We start from the raw sequence: 17,568 nt of genomic DNA, 5'->3' as shown, positions 1-17,568 counted from the left end.
ACTCTTTTTTTCTGGGAGTTTCGTAAATGGCAGTTGCCTCCGGCGCCTATAAGAAAGCCCTCGAGGGCGACCAGACACCGAAAAAGGTGTTGGTCAAAATCGACCGGGTCACGAAGAAGTTCGACGAGACGATTGCCGTGGACGATGTGTCCCTGGAAATCAAGAAAGGCGAGATCTTTGCCTTGCTCGGCGGTTCGGGTTCGGGCAAGTCCACCTTGCTGCGCATGCTCGCAGGTTTCGAGCGCCCGACCGAAGGGCGGATTTTCCTCGACGGTGTGGATATCACCGACATGCCGCCCTACGAGCGGCCGATCAACATGATGTTCCAGTCCTACGCCTTGTTCCCACACATGACCGTGGCGCAGAACATCGCCTTCGGCCTGCAACAGGACAAGATCCCCAAGGCCGAGGTCGAGGCCCGCGTGGCCGAGATGCTCAAGCTGGTGCAGATGAGCCAGTACGCCAAGCGCAAGCCGCACCAGCTGTCGGGCGGCCAGCGTCAGCGCGTGGCCCTGGCCCGGTCCTTGGCCAAACGCCCGAAACTGCTGTTGCTCGATGAGCCGATGGGCGCCCTGGACAAGAAGCTGCGCTCGCAGATGCAACTGGAGTTGGTGGAGATCATCGAGCGCGTCGGCGTGACCTGCGTGATGGTGACCCACGACCAGGAAGAGGCCATGACCATGGCCGAGCGCATCGCGATCATGCACCTGGGCTGGATCGCGCAGATCGGCAGCCCGATCGATATCTACGAAACCCCCACCAGCCGCCTGGTGTGCGAGTTCATCGGCAACGTCAACATCTTCGACACCGTGGTGGTGGATGACGCCGAAGGCCATGCGGTGCTCAAGTGTGCCGACCTGGACCGCGATATCTACGTGGGCTATGGCATCGCCACGTCGGTGGAAGACAAGTCGGTGACCTACGCCATCCGCCCGGAAAAACTGCTGGTCACCACCGAAATGCCGACCTGCGAGCACAACTGGTCCAGCGGCAAGGTGCATGACATTGCCTACCTGGGCGGCCACTCGGTGTTCTACGTCGAACTGCCGAGCGGCAAGCTGGTGCAGTCCTTCGTTGCCAACGCCGAACGCCGTGGCGCGCGGCCGACATGGGGTGACCAGGTCTACGTGTGGTGGGAAGACGACAGCGGCGTGGTACTTCGCTCATGAACATGAAGAAATTCAAACGGCGACTGCACCGAATAATTCCCAGCGGCAAGCAGGTGGTCATCGGGATTCCGTTCCTGTGGCTGTTCCTGTTCTTCATGCTGCCGTTCTTCATCGTCCTGAAGATCAGCTTTGCCGAAGCCGACGTGGCGATCCCGCCCTACACCGAGATCTACACCTACATCGAGCAGAAGCTGGAGGTGGTGCTCAACCTGGCCAACTACAGCCTGCTGGCCGGCGACGAGCTGTACATCGCCGCCTACCTGGGCTCGTTGAAGATGGCGTTTTTCAGCACGGCCTTGTGCCTGCTGATCGGCTACCCGATGGCCTACGCCATCGCCAGTGCGCGCAAAGAGATGCAGACCGTGCTGGTGCTGCTGATCATGATGCCGACCTGGACCGCGATCCTGATCCGCGTGTATGCGTGGATGGGCATCCTCAGCAACAACGGCTTGCTCAATGGCTTCCTGATGTCCATGGGGTTGATCAACGAACCGTTGCAGATCCTCAACACCAACATTGCGGTGTATATCGGTGTGGTCTATTCGTACCTGCCGTTCATGATCCTGCCGCTGTACGCCAACCTGGTCAAACATGACCAGAGCCTGCTGGAAGCGGCATCGGACCTGGGTTCGAGCACCTTCAACAGCTTCTGGAAAATCACCGTACCGCTGTCCAAGAACGGCATCATCGCCGGCTGCATGCTGGTGTTCATCCCGGTGGTGGGCGAGTTCGTGATCCCGGAACTGCTGGGCGGCCCGGAAACCCTGATGATCGGTAAAGTGTTGTGGCAAGAGTTCTTCAACAACCGCGACTGGCCGGTGGCTTCTGCCCTGGCGGTGGTGATGCTGGCGATCCTGATCGTGCCCATCATTCTGTTTAACCGCAGCCAAGCCAAAGAGATGGAGGGCAAGGTATGAAGCGCTTCAGTTTCTCCAGCTTCATGCTGGTCGTAGGGCTGCTGTTCATCTACCTGCCGATGCTGATCCTGGTGATCTATTCGTTCAACGAATCGAAACTGGTGACGGTGTGGGGCGGTTGGTCGATCAAGTGGTACGTGGGCCTGCTGGACAACACCCAGTTGATGGGCTCGGTGGCGCGCTCCCTGGAAATCGCCTGCTACACGGCGGTGGCCGCGGTGGCGCTGGGTACGTTGGCGGCGTTTGTGCTGACCCGTATCAGCCAGTTCAAGGGCCGCACGCTGTTCGGCGGCCTGGTGACGGCGCCGCTGGTGATGCCGGAAGTGATCACCGGTCTGTCGCTGTTGCTGCTGTTCGTGGCCATGGCGCAGATGATCGGTTGGCCCCAGGAGCGTGGCATTGTCACCATCTGGATCGCCCACACCACGTTCTGTGCGGCGTATGTGGCGGTGGTGGTGTCGGCGCGCCTGCGTGAGCTGGACCTGTCGATCGAAGAAGCGGCCATGGACCTCGGTGCGCGGCCGTGGAAGGTGTTCTTCCTGATCACCATCCCGATGATCGCGCCGTCGTTGGCGGCGGGCGGCATGATGTCGTTCGCGCTGTCCCTGGATGACCTGGTACTGGCCAGCTTCGTCTCGGGCCCGGGCTCCACCACCTTGCCGATGGAAGTGTTCTCGGCGGTGCGCCTTGGGGTCAAACCCGAGATCAACGCCGTGGCCAGCCTGATCCTGCTGGCGGTGTCGCTGGTGACATTCCTGGTGTGGTACTTCAGCCGTCGCGCTGAAGAGCGGCGCAAGAAGGCGATCCAGCAAGCCATCGAAGAAGCGGCAGCGGATGGCTGGAAACAGCCGGATGTACGCCGGGCGCCCGCACCGGTCTAAAGCCCGGTACGCGGTCAAAATGTGGGAGCAGGCAAGCCAGCTCCCACATTTGATTGCATTTCAAGTTGATTAGGCAGTCCACGGCGACTGGCGAATCACCTCGACAAAGTTCAGCGGCTTGAACCCCGGCTCCTGATCCACCAACACATCGGTCTTCACGTTGCCAAACGTGGTCTGCGGGCGATGGCGCAAGCCGTCGGCAAACGCGCAGATGATGCATTCCTTGAACCCTTCGCCCCGTGGATGCGCATGCACCACTGCCTCGCGCTGCACGTGGGTAAACGCGGCGTAGTCCATGCCCAGCACATCCATCTCCACGCCAGCGGTCACCAGGGCGACGGTAGGGCGCAGGTGCTGAGGTACCCCCGGCGTGGTGTGCAGGGCAATGGACAGCCACACTTGCTCGATATCGTCGTCGCTTAAACCATAGGGCTTGAGAAAGGCGGCGGCAGCGTTGGCGCCGTCCACTTCAAAACGCTCGTTGTCGCTGCGATGGCCTGCCACCAGGCCCAGGTCATGGAACATTGCGCCGACGTAGAGCAGCTCCGAGTTGTAGGTCAATTGCTTGCGCTCGCCGCTCAGGGCGCCAAACAGGAAGACGCGACGGGAGTGGTGGTAGAGCAGGTCGGATTCAATGTCGCGGATGTATTCGGTGGTAGCCTTGGCCAGGGCACTGTCGGGGATTTTGATGCCGGCGATGGTGGTGCTCATGGTCATGCTCCTCACGAGGGCGCCGGGTTGGCGCTGGTGAGTGCAGTCTGGACGCGCCTGTGCGCGAGGGCCATCGGGGTGAGGATGCGATCCCGGCCAATGTGCGGTCACATCGTGCCACGTGAAATCGGCTAGGGTGTAGCAGGCACTGCTATCCCTTGAAGCCTGCAACAATCCAAATGTGGGAGCGGGCTTGCTCGCGAATGCGCAGTGTCAGTCACCAGATGTATAGACTGATCCACCGCTTTCGCGAGCAAGCCCGCTCCCACATTTGTTTCTTCGTTTATTCCGGTAGAAAGGTGTGCCATCCATGCACAAGACCGTCGCGATCCTGATCTTCCCCGGCGTCCAGTCACTGGATGTGACCGGTCCCATGGACGTGTTCTGCGAGGCCAATCGCTTCCTGGCGCCTGCGGATCATTACCAGCTCGAAGTCATCGGCCAGGTCCAGGGCCAGATCGCCTGTTCCAACGGTCTGTCCTTGCAGGCCCACATCCACTACAGCGAGGCATTGCAAGCCTATGACCTGTTGCTGGTAGCCGGTGGCCCGCAGTTGCCCTTCGAGGATTTCGGCCCGGGGTTCAATCAGTGGTTGCAGGGCGCCAGTGCCAGGGCTCGGCGTTTCGGCTCGATCTGCAATGGCGCGTTCATGCTCGCGCGTGCCGGTTTGCTGGAGGGGCGCACGGTCACCACGCACTGGGGCGACGCGGCGGATCTGGCGCGACTGTGCCCCTCGACCCGGGTCGACGCCGACCGCCTGTACGTGCAAGACGCCAACCTCTACACCTCGGCCGGGGTCACGGCGGGCATCGATCTGTCGTTGTACCTGCTGGCCCAGGACCACGGCCCGGAAGTGGCGTTGAGCGTGGCCAAGCGCCTGGTGGTGTTTACCCAGCGCAGCGGCGGGCAGTCCCAGTTCAGCCCGTTCCTGACGCCCCATGCCGAATCTTCCTCGGCCGTGGCGCAGGTGCAGTTGTACGTGCTGGCGAACCTGACCGGTGACCTGGGCATTGCCGACCTGGCCCGCGCGGCCAACATGAGTGCGCGCAACTTTTCGCGGGTATTTGCCCGGGAGGCGCGGATCACCCCGGCGGAATTTGTCGAGCGGGCGCGGGTGGATGCGGCGCGGGTGATGCTCGAAAGCAGCAGCGCGCCGCTCAAGACCGTGGCCTATCAATGCGGCTTTCGCGATGCCCAGCACCTGCGCAGTGTGTTCAACCGCCGGCTGGGCGTGACGCCGCAGCAGTTTCGGCTCAACTTTGCGGCGCCGGTTTAAGCGTGTCGTAGGCTTCCAGCGCGCGCAGCGAGTAGATGTAGGCGGCGCCGGCATTCAGTGAAATGGCAGTGGCCAGCGTTGCGGCGACTTCTTCGCGGGTGGCGCCGGCCTTGATCGCGGCGTCGGCATGTACGCCGATACAACCGTCGCAGCGCGTGGTGATCGCCACTGCAATCGAGATCAGTTCGCGGGTCTTGGCATCCAGGACGTTGTTTTCCTCGGCGGCTTCGCCAAGCGCCATGTAGGCTTTGACCATCTTCGGGTTGCTCTTGCCCAGTGTGCCAAAGGCTTTCTTCACGGTAGGCAGCAAGTCGGACCAGTTATTGAACATTGCGATGACTCCTGAACGGGTTGGGTGTGAAGCCAGTGTGTGCCGTTCGGGTTTGGCGGTATTGTTCGATCCGCTCAACTTTTTGACCGATATTCGCAAATGAACGCTATCGACACCCTGATCACCCTGGCCAACCTGCGCGGCAACCTCGATGTACGTTGCCAGTTCCAGGGCGACTGGGCCCTGGACCATGCGCCCGAGGCCCTGGGCGTGGCGCCGTACCACATTGTGGTCAGTGGCACTTGCCGCGCCGAACTTTCGGGTGGGCAACGAGTGACCCTGGAGGAGGGCGACATCCTGCTGTTGCCCGGCGGCGCGACTCACCTGTTGCGTAGCCAGGGCGCGACGGTGCCGGCGATGTTACCCAGGGTGATCGACGACGGTGTCCTCACGGTGCATCGCCTGGGTGGCGATCAGCCGGAGGTGGAGATGCTCTGTGGCAGTTTTCACTACAACCGCCAGTCGTTGCTGTTCGCGGCCTTGCCGACGTATCTGGTGGTGTCCAGCCGGCAATGGCAGACCGATGGGCAACTGGCGGCCCTGATTGCCCTGATGCGCAGCGAAGCGGATGGCGAACGGCTCGGTGCGCGGTCGTTCATTGATGCGCTGTCGGTGGCCCTGTTCACCTTGCTGGTGCGCACCTGGCTGGCACAACAGGCCCCGCTGGCGGGGACGTTTGCCTTGCTCACCGACAAACGCCTGGGCCGCGCCTGGCAGGCGATGCTGGCCGAGCCCGGGCATGACTGGACCATCGACAGCCTGGCCGGCGCGGCGTCGATGTCCCGAGCCACGTTCATGCGCGCGTTTGTCAAAGCGGCGGGCGTATCGCCGTGGGTGCTGCTGACCCAGTTGCGCATGGAGCTGGCGTTCAACCTGTTGCAGCAGTCGCGGTTGAGCCTGACGGATATCGCCGCCCGGGTGGGTTATCAATCCCAGGCGGCGTTCAGCAAGAAATTCAAGGAGGCGTATGGCCAGGCGCCCGGTCGGATGCGCAACGCAGATTAAAACTGTGGGAGATTAAAGTGTGGGAGCGGGCTTGCTCGCGAATGCGGTGGATCAGTCTATACATGTGGTGACTGACACTACGCATTCGCGAGCAAGTCGAATCGTCGCACCGCCCCTCCCACATTTCTTAAGCCATGTTTCGTCAGGGCTGTTGTGGGGGGCGGGCCGGCAATAGCTTGAGGGTGCCGCGAGTATTGGCCTGGACCTCTTCTTCATCAAAATGCGCTTGCTCGTACCCGCCTTCGATGTAGGTCTCGGCCTGGTCGGCATAGTGCTTGTCGAACGGTACGCCGCTCTGTCCCACCGGGTTGATGGTCAGGGCGTGGGCGGCGTCGGCGAAGTCGACCAGGCGCCGGGTAGACGGACCATAAGTCACCGGCCATGGCGCCGGGCCAATGATTGCGGACAGGTTGTTCGGCACTTCGTGGCTGCCCGGTGAGGCAAACGGGCCGACATTGACGATCTGGTCCAGCGGCTTCTTGATGCCCAGCGGATGGCCATGGGTCAGGGTATGGGCCTTGCCCCATTGCCATTGTGCCGGGTCGTCGCCGAAGGTGGTTTTCAGGTGGGCCAGGCTCTTGTCCCAGGCGCGCTTGACCGTCTCGGCACGCTGCCCGTTCCACCACGGCGAATCGGCGGCGGCGGCCAGGCGTGGCAGGGCGGCGTCGACCACGCGGGTGGTGATCAGGGTCTTGAACATGTCGTCGCCCAGCTTGGGGCGGAAGGCGGCGTCCGTCAGGTCATACAGCAACTGGTTGAACAACGTGGCCGGGATCGACTCCACCGGGTAATCACCTTTCCATCCTGCCAACTGCTCCACCAGTTTGAGCTCGGACGGCTCCTTGACCACCTCACGCAGCACCGGCAACAGCGGCGCCAACAGGCGGGGCCCGTAGGCGGTAGTGGTGCCCAGTTGCAGGGCCTGGCTGTTGTCCAGGTCCCATTTGACCTGGTTGTCGCTCAACTGCGCGTTCAACTGTTGGCCGCGGTCCGCCAGGTTGTAATAGCCGGGGATCTGCAGGCCAGTAGGCGATACCGGCTGGGCATTGGCCGAGACCACATAACCCCGCGCCGGGTTTTCTTCCTGGGGGTTGGCGCTGAACGGGTAGAAGCCCAGCTTGTCAGCCTGAGACGTGCTGCCGTCGAGGATAAACCCGGCATTGGCCCCGGCCGGGCGGATCGGCAACTGCGCCGCGGCCCACCAGCCGATATCGCCCTTGGCATTGGCCCACACGATATTCAGCCCCGGTGCATGTACCTTGGCCACGGCCTGACGGGCCTTGGCCAAGGTGTCGGCGCGGTTGAGTTGGTAGAACCCGTCGAGGATCGGGTTTTCGGTGTCGAGGAACGCCCACCACATGGCAATCGGCGTGGTGCCGGCATTGGCGCCGAGCACGTCGTTGATGATCGGGCCGTGGGGCGACTGGCGTAGCGTCAGCGTCACCGGTGCCTGGCCCTTGACCGCGATCTGTTGCTCGCTGGTGGTCATGTCGACCCACTGGTCGTGGTAGCGCACCTGGTTGGGGTTGTCCGGGTTGACCTTCTCGGCGATCAGGTCGAGGTCATCGTTCTGGAACATCGTCAGGCTCCAGCCAAACGCTTTGTTGTGGCCCAGGAACGCCACCGGGACCAGAGCGTTGTGATAACCGTAGAGTTCGAAACCGGGCGCCGACAAGTGCGCCTCGTACCACACCGACGGCACCGAGAAGCGGATATGCGGGTCGCCCGCCAGCAACGGCTTACCGCTCTTGGTACGGTTGCCACTGATGGCCCAGGCGTTGCTGCCCTCGAACTGCGGCAGGCCGTTGTCGGCCAGGGCCTGCTCGCTGAGGCGGGCGATGGCACTCAAGCCTTGCCAGTCGGCGGCGGCCAGGCCGAGGTCGCCCTTGGGCTTCCAGTCGAGGTCAAACACCTTCAGGTAGTCGCTGCCCAGTTGGTCCCGCACATAGGTCAGCAAGGGCTCGGTCCGGAAGGCTGCGGCAAAGCTGTAGGCCAGGTAGCCAGCGATGCTGATGGTGTCTTCGGCGGTGAATGGCCGCTTGGGGATGCCCAGCACGTCGAACTCCATGGGGCTGGCGTGGCTGTCCTGATACTGGTTGATCCCGTCCAGATAGGCTTGCAAGGCCTTCCAGTGCGGCGACTGGCGGTCCATCTGCGCCGCATAGGTCGTGGCGCGCTCGCGGATGCGCAGGCTGCGGAACAGTTTGTCGGTGTCCAGCAACTTGACGCCGAGCACTTCGGCCAACTCGCCTTGGGCCAAGCGCCGCATGATCTCCATCTGGAACAGGCGGTCCTGGGCGTGCACATAACCCAGGGCGCGATACAGGTCGGCCTCGTTCTCGGCGCGGATGTGCGGCACGCCCCGGTCGTCGTAGCGCACCGTGACCGAGCCCTGCAGGTTGGCCAGCTCCACCGTGCCCTGGCGGGTGGGTTGCTTGCTGTAGACATACCAGCCGGCCCCGAGGGCGATCAACACCAGCAGGGCCGCGAGACCCGACAAGACGCGCTTCATGAACAATCCTTATTATTAGAAGTGGGACTTTTAGCCTTGTGGCCAGGAACAATAGCAGCCCACCGCCAGGGTGTGGGTCGCATTCACCGCCCGCCCGCTCTTGAGCGCCTGCAGGATCGGTTCGATAAAGCTGTTGCTCGAATTACAGGTCAGGCCCTCACTGTAAGGGCCGAAGTACGCCAGTTTGCCATTGCTGTCCCAGATGCCCACCGCCGGGCTGGCGGGCACTTGGTCGGCGCCGGGCAAGGTGGTGAGGATTTTCATGGCGCCAAGGGTCGCGGGCAATTGGCCGTGGCTGCCGGTTTTTTGCAGGGCATAGAACTCCACGCCCTGGGGCGCGTATTGCTCGATCAGTTCACTCAGGTGCTGTTGGTTGCCGACATTGCACGGGCAGGCCGGGTCCCAGAAGTGCACCAGGCGGATCGGGCCGGGGCCTGCCAGGTCGTCCGGCAGGCGCAGCAGGTCGCCGGAAAACACCGCCGTATGCTCGCTGAATGCCCGCAGATAGCGACCCTGGAACCAGTCATACGCGGCCCACAGCACGGCGGCGCAGATCAGCATGATCAGGCTGGCGAGCAGGGCAGTGCGGTAGGGTTTTCGCATTCAGAACAATCCTCGACGGTGGCGTAGCTTGCCATGCTTGCCCTGACAGATGAATATCGCGACTCGATATTCATCTGTTCAAGGCTGTGAAGCCCTAGTCTGGAAGTTCTTATGCCCGTTACCTTTGACCCCGATCATCTGCGCGAAAGCTTGCGGCCGCTGGTGGACGCGCAACCGCTTTCGGCCGAGGCCAGGGTCTACCAGCGCTTCTATGGGCTGGACCTGGCTGCGCGCAAAGAGCCTGTGATCAGTCGCCTGGGGCGCTTCGAGGTGGACGGGTTTGAGGTGGTCAGCCAGGTCTGGTGGCCGTCGAAACCGGTGGCCACACTGTTTATGTTCCACGGTTTCTACGACCACATGGGGCTGTACCGCAGCGTGGTGGAGTGGGGTCTGGACCAGGGCTTCGTGGTGATTGCCTGCGACTTGCCGGGCCATGGCCTGTCCAGTGGCGCGCGGGCCAGCATCGATGATTTCGCGGTGTACCAGCAGGTGGTGAACGGCTTGTTCGAACAGGCCGACGCGCTGCAACTGCCCAAGCCCTGGCATCTGTTCGGGCAAAGCACCGGCGGGGCGATTGTGGTGGACCATCTGCTCAACCATGGTCCGGACAGCCCGGCGCAAGGCCAGACCTTCCTGTTGTCGCCGCTGGTGCGGCCGCGAGCCTGGGGCTGGTCGCAGCTCAGCTATTACCTGCTCAAGCCGTTCGTCAAAGGCATCGCCCGGCGCTTCAGCGATAACAGCAACGACCCGGCGTTTCGTCCGTTCCTCGAAGCCGACCCCTTGCAGCCCCGGCAACTGCCTACCGCCTGGGTGGGTGCGCTGGCGCGCTGGATCAAGCGCATCGAAGCTGCCCCGCGCAGCACGCGGCGGCCACTGATCGTGCAGGGCGAGGAGGATATGACGGTGGATTGGCAGCACAACTTGCAGGTGCTACGCGGCAAGTTCGATCAGCCGCAGGTCCTGATGGTGCCGCGTGGGCGGCATCACATGGCCAATGAGCTGCCTGAAATCCGCGAGCAATACTTCAAGTTCCTCACCGACCACCTGAAATAACCCACCCCCCTCGTAGGAGCGAGCTTGCTCGCAAAGAACGTCAACGATAACGCGTGCTGCTTGGTTAGACGCGGCGTCCTTGAGTTCTTCGCGAGCAAGCTCGCTCCTACAGGGGAGGGGCGTCAGGGGGCCAGGCTGGAGGTGCTTTGGCCGACCGCCAGGCCGGCGCGGATCGCTGCCAGCGCTGCTTGGTAATACGCCTTGCCTTCCGGCGATTCGGCAAACGTGGCGAACTCTTCCAGCTCCGGGTCTGACAGGTCCCGATACACGTACAGCAAGGTGTTGTTCAGGTCATTGCCGATCTGCTGCATCAACCGCTCGCGCTGGCCGTTGAGCATGCCTTGCGCCTGACCGCCGCCCAACAGGCCGGGGATCATCTGGCTCAGGCTGTCTGCTGCCACGCCGGCAATCGCCAGGCTGACCTCGGCCCCGGCTTCGCGGGCGGGCAACGCCTGGGCCAGGTGGCCGATGATCAGGCTACGAGTGGCGTCGGCCTGGATCTGCGGCAAGCCCTGGGCGTTCTTGGCCAATTGGTCGCGGCGGGTCGCCAGCAACTCGGCGGCGACAATCTTGCGCCCCAGCGGCGACTGGAAAAACGCCAGCGCGGGTTTTGGATCGGCCAGGTTCTGGCGCAACTGGGCTTCGGCGCGCTGATCCATGGCCTTGGGGGCGAAGCGTTTATTGCTGTTGTCCACCAGCGCCTGGTACACCGCCGGCGGCAAGCTGTTGCGGTAGCGCTGCTGGGCGGCACTCAAGGCGTCATTAAAATGCGCACGTTGTTCCGGCCAGCCGGCGACCGCGTACAACTGGTCATGGCTGTCTGCCCAGGCGGGCAACACGCAGAACATCAGCAAGGATAAAAACAAACGACGCATAGGGACTCCTGTCAGTCGGCCACTATTGTCCGTGTCGGGCGTAGGATTTGTCGAGAAGTCCTATCAATCGCCTGACTAAAGTGTATTTAGGCGCTAGGCGGCGCTGTCGGTTTGCCAGGCGTATGGATACTATGCGCGCCATGCAAATATCCCCTGATGACCCGCTGCTGCTACGCATCGTCGACGACCTGGCCGTGAAAGGCTGGTCGCAGCAGAACATCTTCCTGCCAGAGGCTCTGACCCTGGAACTGGCGGCTGAGTGCCATAAACGTGCCGCTGAAGGTGAATTGGCACCGGCCGCTGTCGGGCGCGGACCGGCCCAGGAGATTCGCGAGGGGATTCGTGGCGACCATATCCAATGGCTGGAGCCCGGCCAGGCGGCTATCTGCGACCGCTACCTGGTGTTGATGGACAGCCTGCGGCTGGCGATGAACCGGGGGTTGTTCCTGGGGTTGGAAGAGTTTGAATGCCACTTCGCCATGTACCCGCCGGGAGCGTTCTACCTCAAACACCTTGACCGTTTTCGCGATGATGACCGGCGCATGGTCTCGGCGGTGGTCTACCTGAACCAGGACTGGCTGCCCGAGCACGGCGGCCAGTTGCGCATGTACCTCAAGGATGGCATTGAACACGATGTGGACCCCACCGGCGGTTGCCTGGTGGTGTTCCTGTCGGGGGAAGTGCCCCATGAAGTCCTGCCCGCCCACCGCGAGCGCCTGTCGCTGACGGGCTGGTTTCGCCGGCGGGGCAACGAGCCGTTTTGAGCATGCAAAAGATTCTGGTCAGCCGCTGCCTGCTGGGGCATCGCGTGCGTTATGACGGTGGGGCCAGCGGGCCGTTCGACCAACTGGCCGCCTGGCAGGCCGAAGGGCGAGTGGTTGCGGTGTGCCCAGAGGTCGCTGGCGGCCTGCCTACGCCACGCCCATCCGCCGAGATTCCGGGCGGGCAGGGGATGGATGTGTGGGAAGGCCGCGCCCAAGTGTTGACCGCCGATGGCCAGGACTTCAGCGAAGCCTTCCTGGATGGGGCGCGCCAGGCCCTGGCTCTGGTGCAGCGCCACGGCATCCGTATCGCGGTGCTCAAGGCCAACAGCCCGTCATGCGGCAACCTGCTGACTTATGACGGCACGTTCAGTGGGGTGAAAGTCACGGGTGAAGGGGTGACGGCAGCGTTGCTCAAGCGCCATGGGGTGCAGGTGTTCAGCGAGTTGGAGTTGGCCGAGGCGGCTGCGGCCCTGCTCTCAAACCCCGCCTAAATCCCATGTGAGGGTGGGCTTGTGTGGGAGCGGGCTTGCCCGCGATGGCGCTATATCAGTGACAGATTTTTTGGCTGACCCACCGCAATCGCGGGCAAGCCCGCTCCCACACAAGCCCGCTCCCACACAAACCTGGCCCCACATTGGTTATTTGGCAGGTTTGCTGGTGTCAGCCTCGAACCACTTCTCCGACAGCGCCGTCAGCCGCCCATCGGCCTTGATCCGTTCCAACGCCATGTCCAGGCTCGATTTGAACGCCGGGTTGCCCTTCTGGAAGGGGATGGCCAGGGTCAACGTGGCCTTGGCATCGACACGGCTGCGCAGATCCACGCCCTCGGTGGGCTTGGCGGCAAATTGACTGCTGGTGAGGGTATTCAGGCCGCTCAACAGGGGTTTTTGCTGCTTGTTGGCAAGCATCTGGGCATTGGCATAGCTATACGGTGCGCTGAAATCGAAACGATCGCGCAATTGCGCAGTCACAGCGATGTGGTTGATCGCCACGTCGTACTTGCCGCTTTCCACGCCGGGCAGCAAGTCTGCTTCGTCGGTGGTGATAAAGGAGGCGCGTACGTCCATTTCCCGAGCCAGCAACTCACCCAGTTCCACTTCAAAACCGGTGAGTTTGTCGCCTTCCTTGAAGTTGAAGGGCGGCGTATCGGCCTCCAGGGCAATGCGCAACTCCCCACGGTCAAACACGTCGTCAAACAGTTCGGCGTGAGCCAAAGGGCTCAAAAAAGGCAGGACAAGTAACAGGCCAGGCAAAAAACGCATGGTCACTCCTAAAGAATTCGAAGGTGCGAGACGCGGTTCAGGCTCGCTTTGCTATGGTGTCGAGTGCCTTGGACAACGTTTCGTCACTAAGTTGTCATAACCCTACAGATTTCACAGAAAAACTGGAGAAGTTAATGAAAGCCATTTTGTCTCGTGCAACCCTGGCCAGTCTTTTGCTGGGGGCTTCCATGCTGGCGTCTGCCGCCGATATCCCACGTACACCTGCGCCCAAGGGTGCTGAAGTGTTTATTGTCTCGCCTAAGGATGGCGCTACCGTCGACAAGACCTTCACCGTTGAGTTTGGCATCAAGGGCATGGACCTGGAACCTATCGACAAACAAGTCCCGGGTGCCGGCCATCACCACTTGCTGGTTGATCAGAAGGAGTTGCCCGACCCAAGCCAGCCGATTCCCGCCACCGATACCGTGATCCATTTCGGCAAGGCACAGACCAAGACTGAACTGACCCTGGCCCCAGGCAAGCACACCCTGCAACTGGTGGCGGGCGATAACGTTCACCGTCAGTTTGAACCTACTGTAGCTTCAAAAGTGATCACCGTTACCGTCAAGTAAGATTTGTTCAGACGAAAAAAAGGGAGCCCTCAGAGGGCTCCCTTCTTCGTGGTGCGTCTGAAACCTTAGAACAACACGCGGCTACGGATAGTACCGCTGATGTGCTGCAGCTTCTCTTGCGCCAGGTCCGAGTACTCGGCGTCGACGTCGATTACCACGTAGCCAACCTTCTCGTTGGTCTGCAGGAACTGACCGGAGATGTTGATGCCGTTTTCCGCGAAGACCTTGTTGATCTCCATCATCACACCCGGGATGTTCTGGTGGATGTGCAGCAGGCGGTGCTTGCCAGGGTGAGCCGGCAGGGCCACTTCCGGGAAGTTGACCGAGGACACCGACGTACCGTTGTCGCTGTACTTGACCAGCTTTTCCGCTACTTCCAGACCGATGTTGGCCTGGGCTTCAGCGGTGGAACCGCCGATGTGCGGGGTCAGGATCACGTTGTCCAGGCCACGCAGCGGGCTTTCGAAAATGTCGTCGTTGGAGCGCGGCTCCACCGGGAACACGTCGATGGCGGCGCCGATCAGGTGCTTGTCCTTGATCGCGTCGGCCAGGGCATCCAGCTCGACCACGGTGCCGCGAGCGGCGTTGATCAGGATCCCGCCCTTCTTGATGGCGCGGATTTCCTTTTCGCCGATCATCCACTGGGTCTCAGCGGTTTCCGGCACGTGCAGGGTCACGATATCGGACATGCCCAGCAGTTCGGTCAGGCTCGACACCTGGGTGGCGTTGCCCAATGGCAGCTTGGTCAGGGTGTCATAGAAGAACACCTGCATGCCCAGGCCTTCGGCCAGTACCGACAATTGCGTGCCGATCGAACCGTAACCGACGATACCCAGCTTCTTGCCGCGGATTTCGAAGGAGTTGGCCGCGCTTTTGATCCAGCCGCCACGGTGGCAGGAAGCGTTCTTCTCAGGGATGCCGCGCAGCAACAGGATGGCCTCGGCCAATACCAGCTCCGCCACGGAACGGGTGTTGGAGTACGGGGCGTTGAACACTGCGATACCGCGCTCGCGCGCTGCATTGAGGTCAACCTGGTTGGTGCCGATGCAGAAACAGCCGACAGCTACCAGCTTCTTGGCGTGGTCGAAGATCTCTTCGGTCAGCTGGGTGCGGGAGCGAATGCCGATAAAGTGCGCGTCGGCGATCTTTTCCTTGAGCTGGGATTCCGGCAGAGAACTGGTGATGTACTCAATGCTGGTGTACCCGGCGGCCTTTAGGACGTCGACGGCCGATGGGTGGACGCCTTCCAGAAGAAGGAACTTGATCTTGCTCTTATCGAGAGAAGTCTTGCTCATCTGCGTAAACCTGTATCCCGGAGAAAAATGGCAGGGAATCGGATCGCTTAAGCTGACCCGGACGGCAGGAAAGCCGTCACCGCAGAAACGCCCTTGGGCTCTGTCCTGCGGGGGCGGTATGCTAGCATACGCGCCCCGCTAAACACTCATTCCTGCGACGTGAAGCGTTCTCAGGATGACCATGAATTGTTCGAGAGTTCTGTCGATGACCCATCCTGCCCTGATTGATGAGCTAAAGACCCTGGTTGAGCCCGGCAAAGTGCTGACCGATGCAGACTCCCTGGAGGCTTACGGCAAGGATTGGACCAAGCATTTCGCCCCCGCGCCGACCGCTATCGTCTTCCCCAAGACCATTGAGCAGGTACAGGCCATTGTCCGTTGGGCCAATGAACACAAGGTGGCGCTGGTGCCATCCGGTGGGCGTACCGGCTTGTCGGCGGCGGCCGTTGCCGCGAATGGCGAAGTGGTGGTGTCGTTCGACTACATGAACCAGATCCTCGACGTGAACCTCACCGACCGCACCGCCGTGTGCCAGCCGGGCGTGGTCACCAAGCAATTGCAGAACGTCGCCGAAGAAAACGGCCTGTATTACCCGGTGGACTTCGCTTCGTCCGGTTCCAGCCAGATTGGCGGCAATATCGGCACCAATGCCGGCGGGATCAAGGTCATTCGCTACGGCATGACCCGCAATTGGGTGGCCGGCATGAAGGTCGTCACCGGCAAGGGTGATGTGCTGGAGCTCAACCGCGACCTGATCAAGAACGCCACCGGCTACGACATGCGCCAGCTGTTTATCGGTGCTGAAGGCACCCTGGGCTTTGTGGTCGAAGCCACCATGCGCCTGGACCGTGCGCCGAAAAACCTCACCGCCATGGTGCTTGGCACCGCTGACTTCGACTCCATCATGCCGGTGTTGCATGCGTTCCAGAGCAAGCTGGATCTGACGGCCTTTGAGTTTTTCTCCGACAAGGCCCTGGCCAAAGTCCTCGGCCGTGGCGATGTGCCGGCGCCGTTCGAGACCGATTGCCCGTTCTATGCCCTGCTGGAATTTGAAGCCACCACCGAAGAAGTCGCCAACCACGCCCTGGAAACCTTTGAGCACTGTGTCGAGCAGGGCTGGGTGCTGGATGGCGTGATGAGCCAGAGCGAAACCCAACTGCACAACCTGTGGAAGCTGCGCGAGTACATCTCCGAGACCATCTCCCACTGGACGCCATACAAGAACGACATTTCGGTCACCGTGTCGAAAGTGCCGGCGTTCTTGAAGGAAATCGACGCGATCGTCGGCGAACACTACCCCGACTTCGAAATCGTCTGGTTCGGCCATATCGGCGATGGCAACCTGCACTTGAACATCCTCAAGCCGGAAAACCTGTCCAAGGACGAGTTCTTCGCCAAGTGCGCCACCGTCAACAAGTGGGTGTTTGAAACCGTCGAGAAGTACAACGGTTCGATCTCCGCCGAACATGGCGTGGGCATGACCAAGCGTGACTACCTGACCTACAGCCGCTCCCCGGTTGAAATCGAATATATGAAGGCAGTGAAGGCCGTGTTTGACCCGAACGGGATCATGAACCCGGGCAAGATCTTCGCTGTTTAACCATCACGAAAGAGGAAGCGGTCCATGAGCTATCAGCACAAGTACGTCGACGGCACCAATATCCACTTTCCGCTGGGCAAAGTGGTCTGCATCGGGCGCAACTACGCCGAACACGCCAAGGAATTGGATAACCCGGTGCCGACCGAGCCCCTGCTGTTTATCAAGCCGGGCAGTTGCGTGGTGCCATTGGAAGGCGGTTTTGCCATTCCAGCCGACCGTGGGTCGGTGCACTACGAAGCGGAAATCGCGGTGCTGATCGGCAAGCCCTTGTCGAAAACCCCGAGCCGTGAAGAAGTGCTGGACGCCATCTCCGGCTTCGCCCCGGCCCTGGACCTGACCCTGCGCGACAAGCAGTCCGAGCTCAAGGCCAAGGGCCTGCCGTGGGAAATTGCCAAGTCCTTCGACGGTGCGGCAGTCATTGCGCCGTTCGTGGTGGGCAGCACCTTCCCGGACCTGACCGACATCGGCATTCGCCTGACCATCAACGGCCAGGTGCGCCAGGACGGCAACAGTGCGCAGATGCTCAACCCGATCGTGCCGATGATCCAGCACATGGCCGGCTGCTTCTCGCTGCAGGCCGGTGATGTGATCCTGACCGGTACGCCTGTGGGCGTGGGCCCGCTGGAAGTGGGTGATGAACTGGTGCTGGAACTGCCCGGCGTGAGCCGCTTCGAAAGCTCCGTACGCTAACCCCATCCCTCTGTAGGCGCCGGCTTGTGTGGGAGCTGGCTTGCCTGCGATA

At 61.7% G+C, this 17,568-nt stretch carries 18 protein-coding genes; 11 read left to right on the top strand and 7 right to left on the bottom strand.

Features of this window, described 5'->3' with window-relative positions; genetic code table 11:
• Positions 1–26 precede the first annotated feature (26 nt).
• Genes C5F71_RS11280 through C5F71_RS11270 form a run of 3 tightly spaced genes read left to right on the top strand, consistent with a single transcriptional unit; the run spans position 27 to position 2,967 of the window.
• Positions 27–1,169: an ABC transporter ATP-binding protein gene (locus C5F71_RS11280; RefSeq protein WP_029289449.1), complete on the top strand. Its 1,143-nt coding sequence runs from the start codon at positions 27–29 to the stop codon at positions 1,167–1,169.
• The gene (locus C5F71_RS11275) at positions 1,166–2,086 is read left to right on the top strand and encodes an ABC transporter permease subunit (protein WP_029289447.1); all 921 of its coding nucleotides are present in this window, start codon (positions 1,166–1,168) and stop codon (positions 2,084–2,086) included. The genes C5F71_RS11280 and C5F71_RS11275 overlap by 4 nt, the downstream gene beginning before the upstream one ends.
• Positions 2,083–2,967 carry an ABC transporter permease subunit gene (locus C5F71_RS11270; protein WP_029289445.1) on the top strand — a complete coding sequence of 295 codons (885 nt, stop codon included), beginning with the start codon at positions 2,083–2,085 and terminating at the stop codon, positions 2,965–2,967. Before C5F71_RS11275 ends, C5F71_RS11270 begins: the two co-directional genes overlap by 4 nt.
• A gap of 69 nt (positions 2,968–3,036) precedes the next feature.
• Here the strand turns inward: C5F71_RS11270 and C5F71_RS11265 are convergent, their stop codons facing one another.
• Complete coding sequence (locus tag C5F71_RS11265) at positions 3,037–3,678, bottom strand: HD domain-containing protein (RefSeq protein WP_104911150.1); 642 nt, start codon at positions 3,676–3,678, stop codon at positions 3,037–3,039.
• 310 nt (positions 3,679–3,988) lie between these two features.
• Between C5F71_RS11265 and C5F71_RS11260 the strand changes: the two genes are divergently transcribed.
• The gene (locus tag C5F71_RS11260; protein ID WP_029289441.1) at positions 3,989–4,954 is read left to right on the top strand and encodes a GlxA family transcriptional regulator; all 966 of its coding nucleotides are present in this window, start codon (positions 3,989–3,991) and stop codon (positions 4,952–4,954) included.
• On the opposite strand, the gene C5F71_RS11255 is transcribed toward C5F71_RS11260, so the two are convergent.
• On the bottom strand, positions 4,932–5,285 hold the full coding sequence (locus C5F71_RS11255) for a carboxymuconolactone decarboxylase family protein (RefSeq protein ID WP_028618364.1): 354 nt from the start codon (positions 5,283–5,285) through the stop codon (positions 4,932–4,934). The two genes, C5F71_RS11260 and C5F71_RS11255, sit on opposite strands and share 23 nt — an antisense overlap.
• 99 nt (positions 5,286–5,384) lie before the next feature.
• Here C5F71_RS11255 and C5F71_RS11250 point away from each other — a divergent pair, with 99 nt between their 5' ends.
• Positions 5,385–6,290, top strand: coding sequence for an AraC family transcriptional regulator (locus C5F71_RS11250; protein WP_104911149.1), 906 nt, complete (start codon positions 5,385–5,387; stop codon positions 6,288–6,290).
• A 142-nt stretch (positions 6,291–6,432) separates the two neighbouring features.
• On the opposite strand, the gene C5F71_RS11245 is transcribed toward C5F71_RS11250, so the two are convergent.
• Positions 6,433–8,802: a penicillin acylase family protein gene (locus tag C5F71_RS11245; RefSeq protein WP_104911148.1), complete on the bottom strand. Its 2,370-nt coding sequence runs from the start codon at positions 8,800–8,802 to the stop codon at positions 6,433–6,435.
• A gap of 30 nt (positions 8,803–8,832) precedes the next feature.
• Positions 8,833–9,405, bottom strand: coding sequence for a DUF6436 domain-containing protein (locus C5F71_RS11240; protein ID WP_070994000.1), 573 nt, complete (start codon positions 9,403–9,405; stop codon positions 8,833–8,835).
• 111 nt (positions 9,406–9,516) lie between these two features.
• Between C5F71_RS11240 and C5F71_RS11235 the strand changes: the two genes are divergently transcribed.
• A complete protein-coding gene (locus C5F71_RS11235; RefSeq protein WP_104911147.1) occupies positions 9,517–10,458 on the top strand; it encodes an alpha/beta hydrolase in 942 nt (313 codons plus the stop codon).
• A gap of 122 nt (positions 10,459–10,580) precedes the next feature.
• On the opposite strand, the gene C5F71_RS11230 is transcribed toward C5F71_RS11235, so the two are convergent.
• Complete coding sequence (locus C5F71_RS11230) at positions 10,581–11,333, bottom strand: DUF2059 domain-containing protein (RefSeq protein ID WP_029289427.1); 753 nt, start codon at positions 11,331–11,333, stop codon at positions 10,581–10,583.
• Between the two features lie 131 nt (positions 11,334–11,464).
• Here C5F71_RS11230 and C5F71_RS11225 point away from each other — a divergent pair, with 131 nt between their 5' ends.
• Positions 11,465–12,097: a 2OG-Fe(II) oxygenase gene (locus C5F71_RS11225; protein ID WP_070993998.1), complete on the top strand. Its 633-nt coding sequence runs from the start codon at positions 11,465–11,467 to the stop codon at positions 12,095–12,097.
• Between the two features lie 2 nt (positions 12,098–12,099).
• The gene (locus C5F71_RS11220; protein ID WP_029289423.1) at positions 12,100–12,588 is read left to right on the top strand and encodes a DUF523 domain-containing protein; all 489 of its coding nucleotides are present in this window, start codon (positions 12,100–12,102) and stop codon (positions 12,586–12,588) included.
• A 147-nt stretch (positions 12,589–12,735) separates the two neighbouring features.
• Here the strand turns inward: C5F71_RS11220 and C5F71_RS11215 are convergent, their stop codons facing one another.
• A complete protein-coding gene (locus C5F71_RS11215) occupies positions 12,736–13,359 on the bottom strand; it encodes a transporter substrate-binding domain-containing protein (protein ID WP_029289421.1) in 624 nt (207 codons plus the stop codon).
• A 134-nt stretch (positions 13,360–13,493) separates the two neighbouring features.
• Between C5F71_RS11215 and C5F71_RS11210 the strand changes: the two genes are divergently transcribed.
• Positions 13,494–13,931 carry a DUF4399 domain-containing protein gene (locus C5F71_RS11210; RefSeq protein WP_104911146.1) on the top strand — a complete coding sequence of 146 codons (438 nt, stop codon included), beginning with the start codon at positions 13,494–13,496 and terminating at the stop codon, positions 13,929–13,931.
• Between the two features lie 65 nt (positions 13,932–13,996).
• Here the strand turns inward: C5F71_RS11210 and serA are convergent, their stop codons facing one another.
• On the bottom strand, positions 13,997–15,226 hold the full coding sequence (gene serA, locus C5F71_RS11205) for a phosphoglycerate dehydrogenase (RefSeq protein WP_029289418.1): 1,230 nt from the start codon (positions 15,224–15,226) through the stop codon (positions 13,997–13,999).
• Positions 15,227–15,431: 205 nt separating this feature from the next.
• Between serA and C5F71_RS11195 the strand changes: the two genes are divergently transcribed.
• Positions 15,432–16,826, top strand: coding sequence for an FAD-binding oxidoreductase (locus C5F71_RS11195; protein WP_104911145.1), 1,395 nt, complete (start codon positions 15,432–15,434; stop codon positions 16,824–16,826).
• A 24-nt stretch (positions 16,827–16,850) separates the two neighbouring features.
• Positions 16,851–17,516 (top strand): fumarylacetoacetate hydrolase family protein, encoded by a 666-nt coding sequence (locus C5F71_RS11190; RefSeq protein WP_029289416.1) that lies wholly within the window; start codon positions 16,851–16,853, stop codon positions 17,514–17,516.
• Positions 17,517–17,568 lie beyond the last annotated feature (52 nt).

The sequence above is a fragment of the Pseudomonas sp. LG1D9 genome (assembly GCF_002949995.1).
Taxonomy (GTDB): Bacteria; Pseudomonadota; Gammaproteobacteria; order Pseudomonadales; family Pseudomonadaceae; genus Aquipseudomonas; species Aquipseudomonas proteolytica.
Note: the sequence above shows the minus strand (reverse complement) of the source record. Positions and strands in the feature narration are given on the sequence as shown.

Bases quoted from the DNA above. Each gene is read 5' to 3' on its own strand.
- serA (WP_029289418.1), bottom strand. From the start codon at position 15,226: ATGAGCAAGACTTCTCTCGATAAGAGCAAGATCAAGTTCCTTCTTCTG.
- C5F71_RS11220 (WP_029289423.1), top strand. From the start codon at position 12,100: ATGCAAAAGATTCTGGTCAGCCGCTGCCTGCTGGGGCATCGCGTGCGT.
- C5F71_RS11270 (WP_029289445.1), top strand. From the start codon at position 2,083: ATGAAGCGCTTCAGTTTCTCCAGCTTCATGCTGGTCGTAGGGCTGCTG.
- C5F71_RS11195 (WP_104911145.1), top strand. From the start codon at position 15,432: ATGACCCATCCTGCCCTGATTGATGAGCTAAAGACCCTGGTTGAGCCC.
- C5F71_RS11260 (WP_029289441.1), top strand. From the start codon at position 3,989: ATGCACAAGACCGTCGCGATCCTGATCTTCCCCGGCGTCCAGTCACTG.
- C5F71_RS11255 (WP_028618364.1), bottom strand. From the start codon at position 5,285: ATGTTCAATAACTGGTCCGACTTGCTGCCTACCGTGAAGAAAGCCTTT.
- C5F71_RS11225 (WP_070993998.1), top strand. From the start codon at position 11,465: ATGCGCGCCATGCAAATATCCCCTGATGACCCGCTGCTGCTACGCATC.
- C5F71_RS11210 (WP_104911146.1), top strand. From the start codon at position 13,494: ATGAAAGCCATTTTGTCTCGTGCAACCCTGGCCAGTCTTTTGCTGGGG.
- C5F71_RS11280 (WP_029289449.1), top strand. From the start codon at position 27: ATGGCAGTTGCCTCCGGCGCCTATAAGAAAGCCCTCGAGGGCGACCAG.
- C5F71_RS11275 (WP_029289447.1), top strand. From the start codon at position 1,166: ATGAACATGAAGAAATTCAAACGGCGACTGCACCGAATAATTCCCAGC.
- C5F71_RS11240 (WP_070994000.1), bottom strand. From the start codon at position 9,405: ATGCGAAAACCCTACCGCACTGCCCTGCTCGCCAGCCTGATCATGCTG.
- C5F71_RS11190 (WP_029289416.1), top strand. From the start codon at position 16,851: ATGAGCTATCAGCACAAGTACGTCGACGGCACCAATATCCACTTTCCG.
- C5F71_RS11245 (WP_104911148.1), bottom strand. From the start codon at position 8,802: ATGAAGCGCGTCTTGTCGGGTCTCGCGGCCCTGCTGGTGTTGATCGCC.
- C5F71_RS11265 (WP_104911150.1), bottom strand. From the start codon at position 3,678: ATGAGCACCACCATCGCCGGCATCAAAATCCCCGACAGTGCCCTGGCC.
- C5F71_RS11215 (WP_029289421.1), bottom strand. From the start codon at position 13,359: ATGCGTTTTTTGCCTGGCCTGTTACTTGTCCTGCCTTTTTTGAGCCCT.
- C5F71_RS11235 (WP_104911147.1), top strand. From the start codon at position 9,517: ATGCCCGTTACCTTTGACCCCGATCATCTGCGCGAAAGCTTGCGGCCG.
- C5F71_RS11230 (WP_029289427.1), bottom strand. From the start codon at position 11,333: ATGCGTCGTTTGTTTTTATCCTTGCTGATGTTCTGCGTGTTGCCCGCC.
- C5F71_RS11250 (WP_104911149.1), top strand. From the start codon at position 5,385: ATGAACGCTATCGACACCCTGATCACCCTGGCCAACCTGCGCGGCAAC.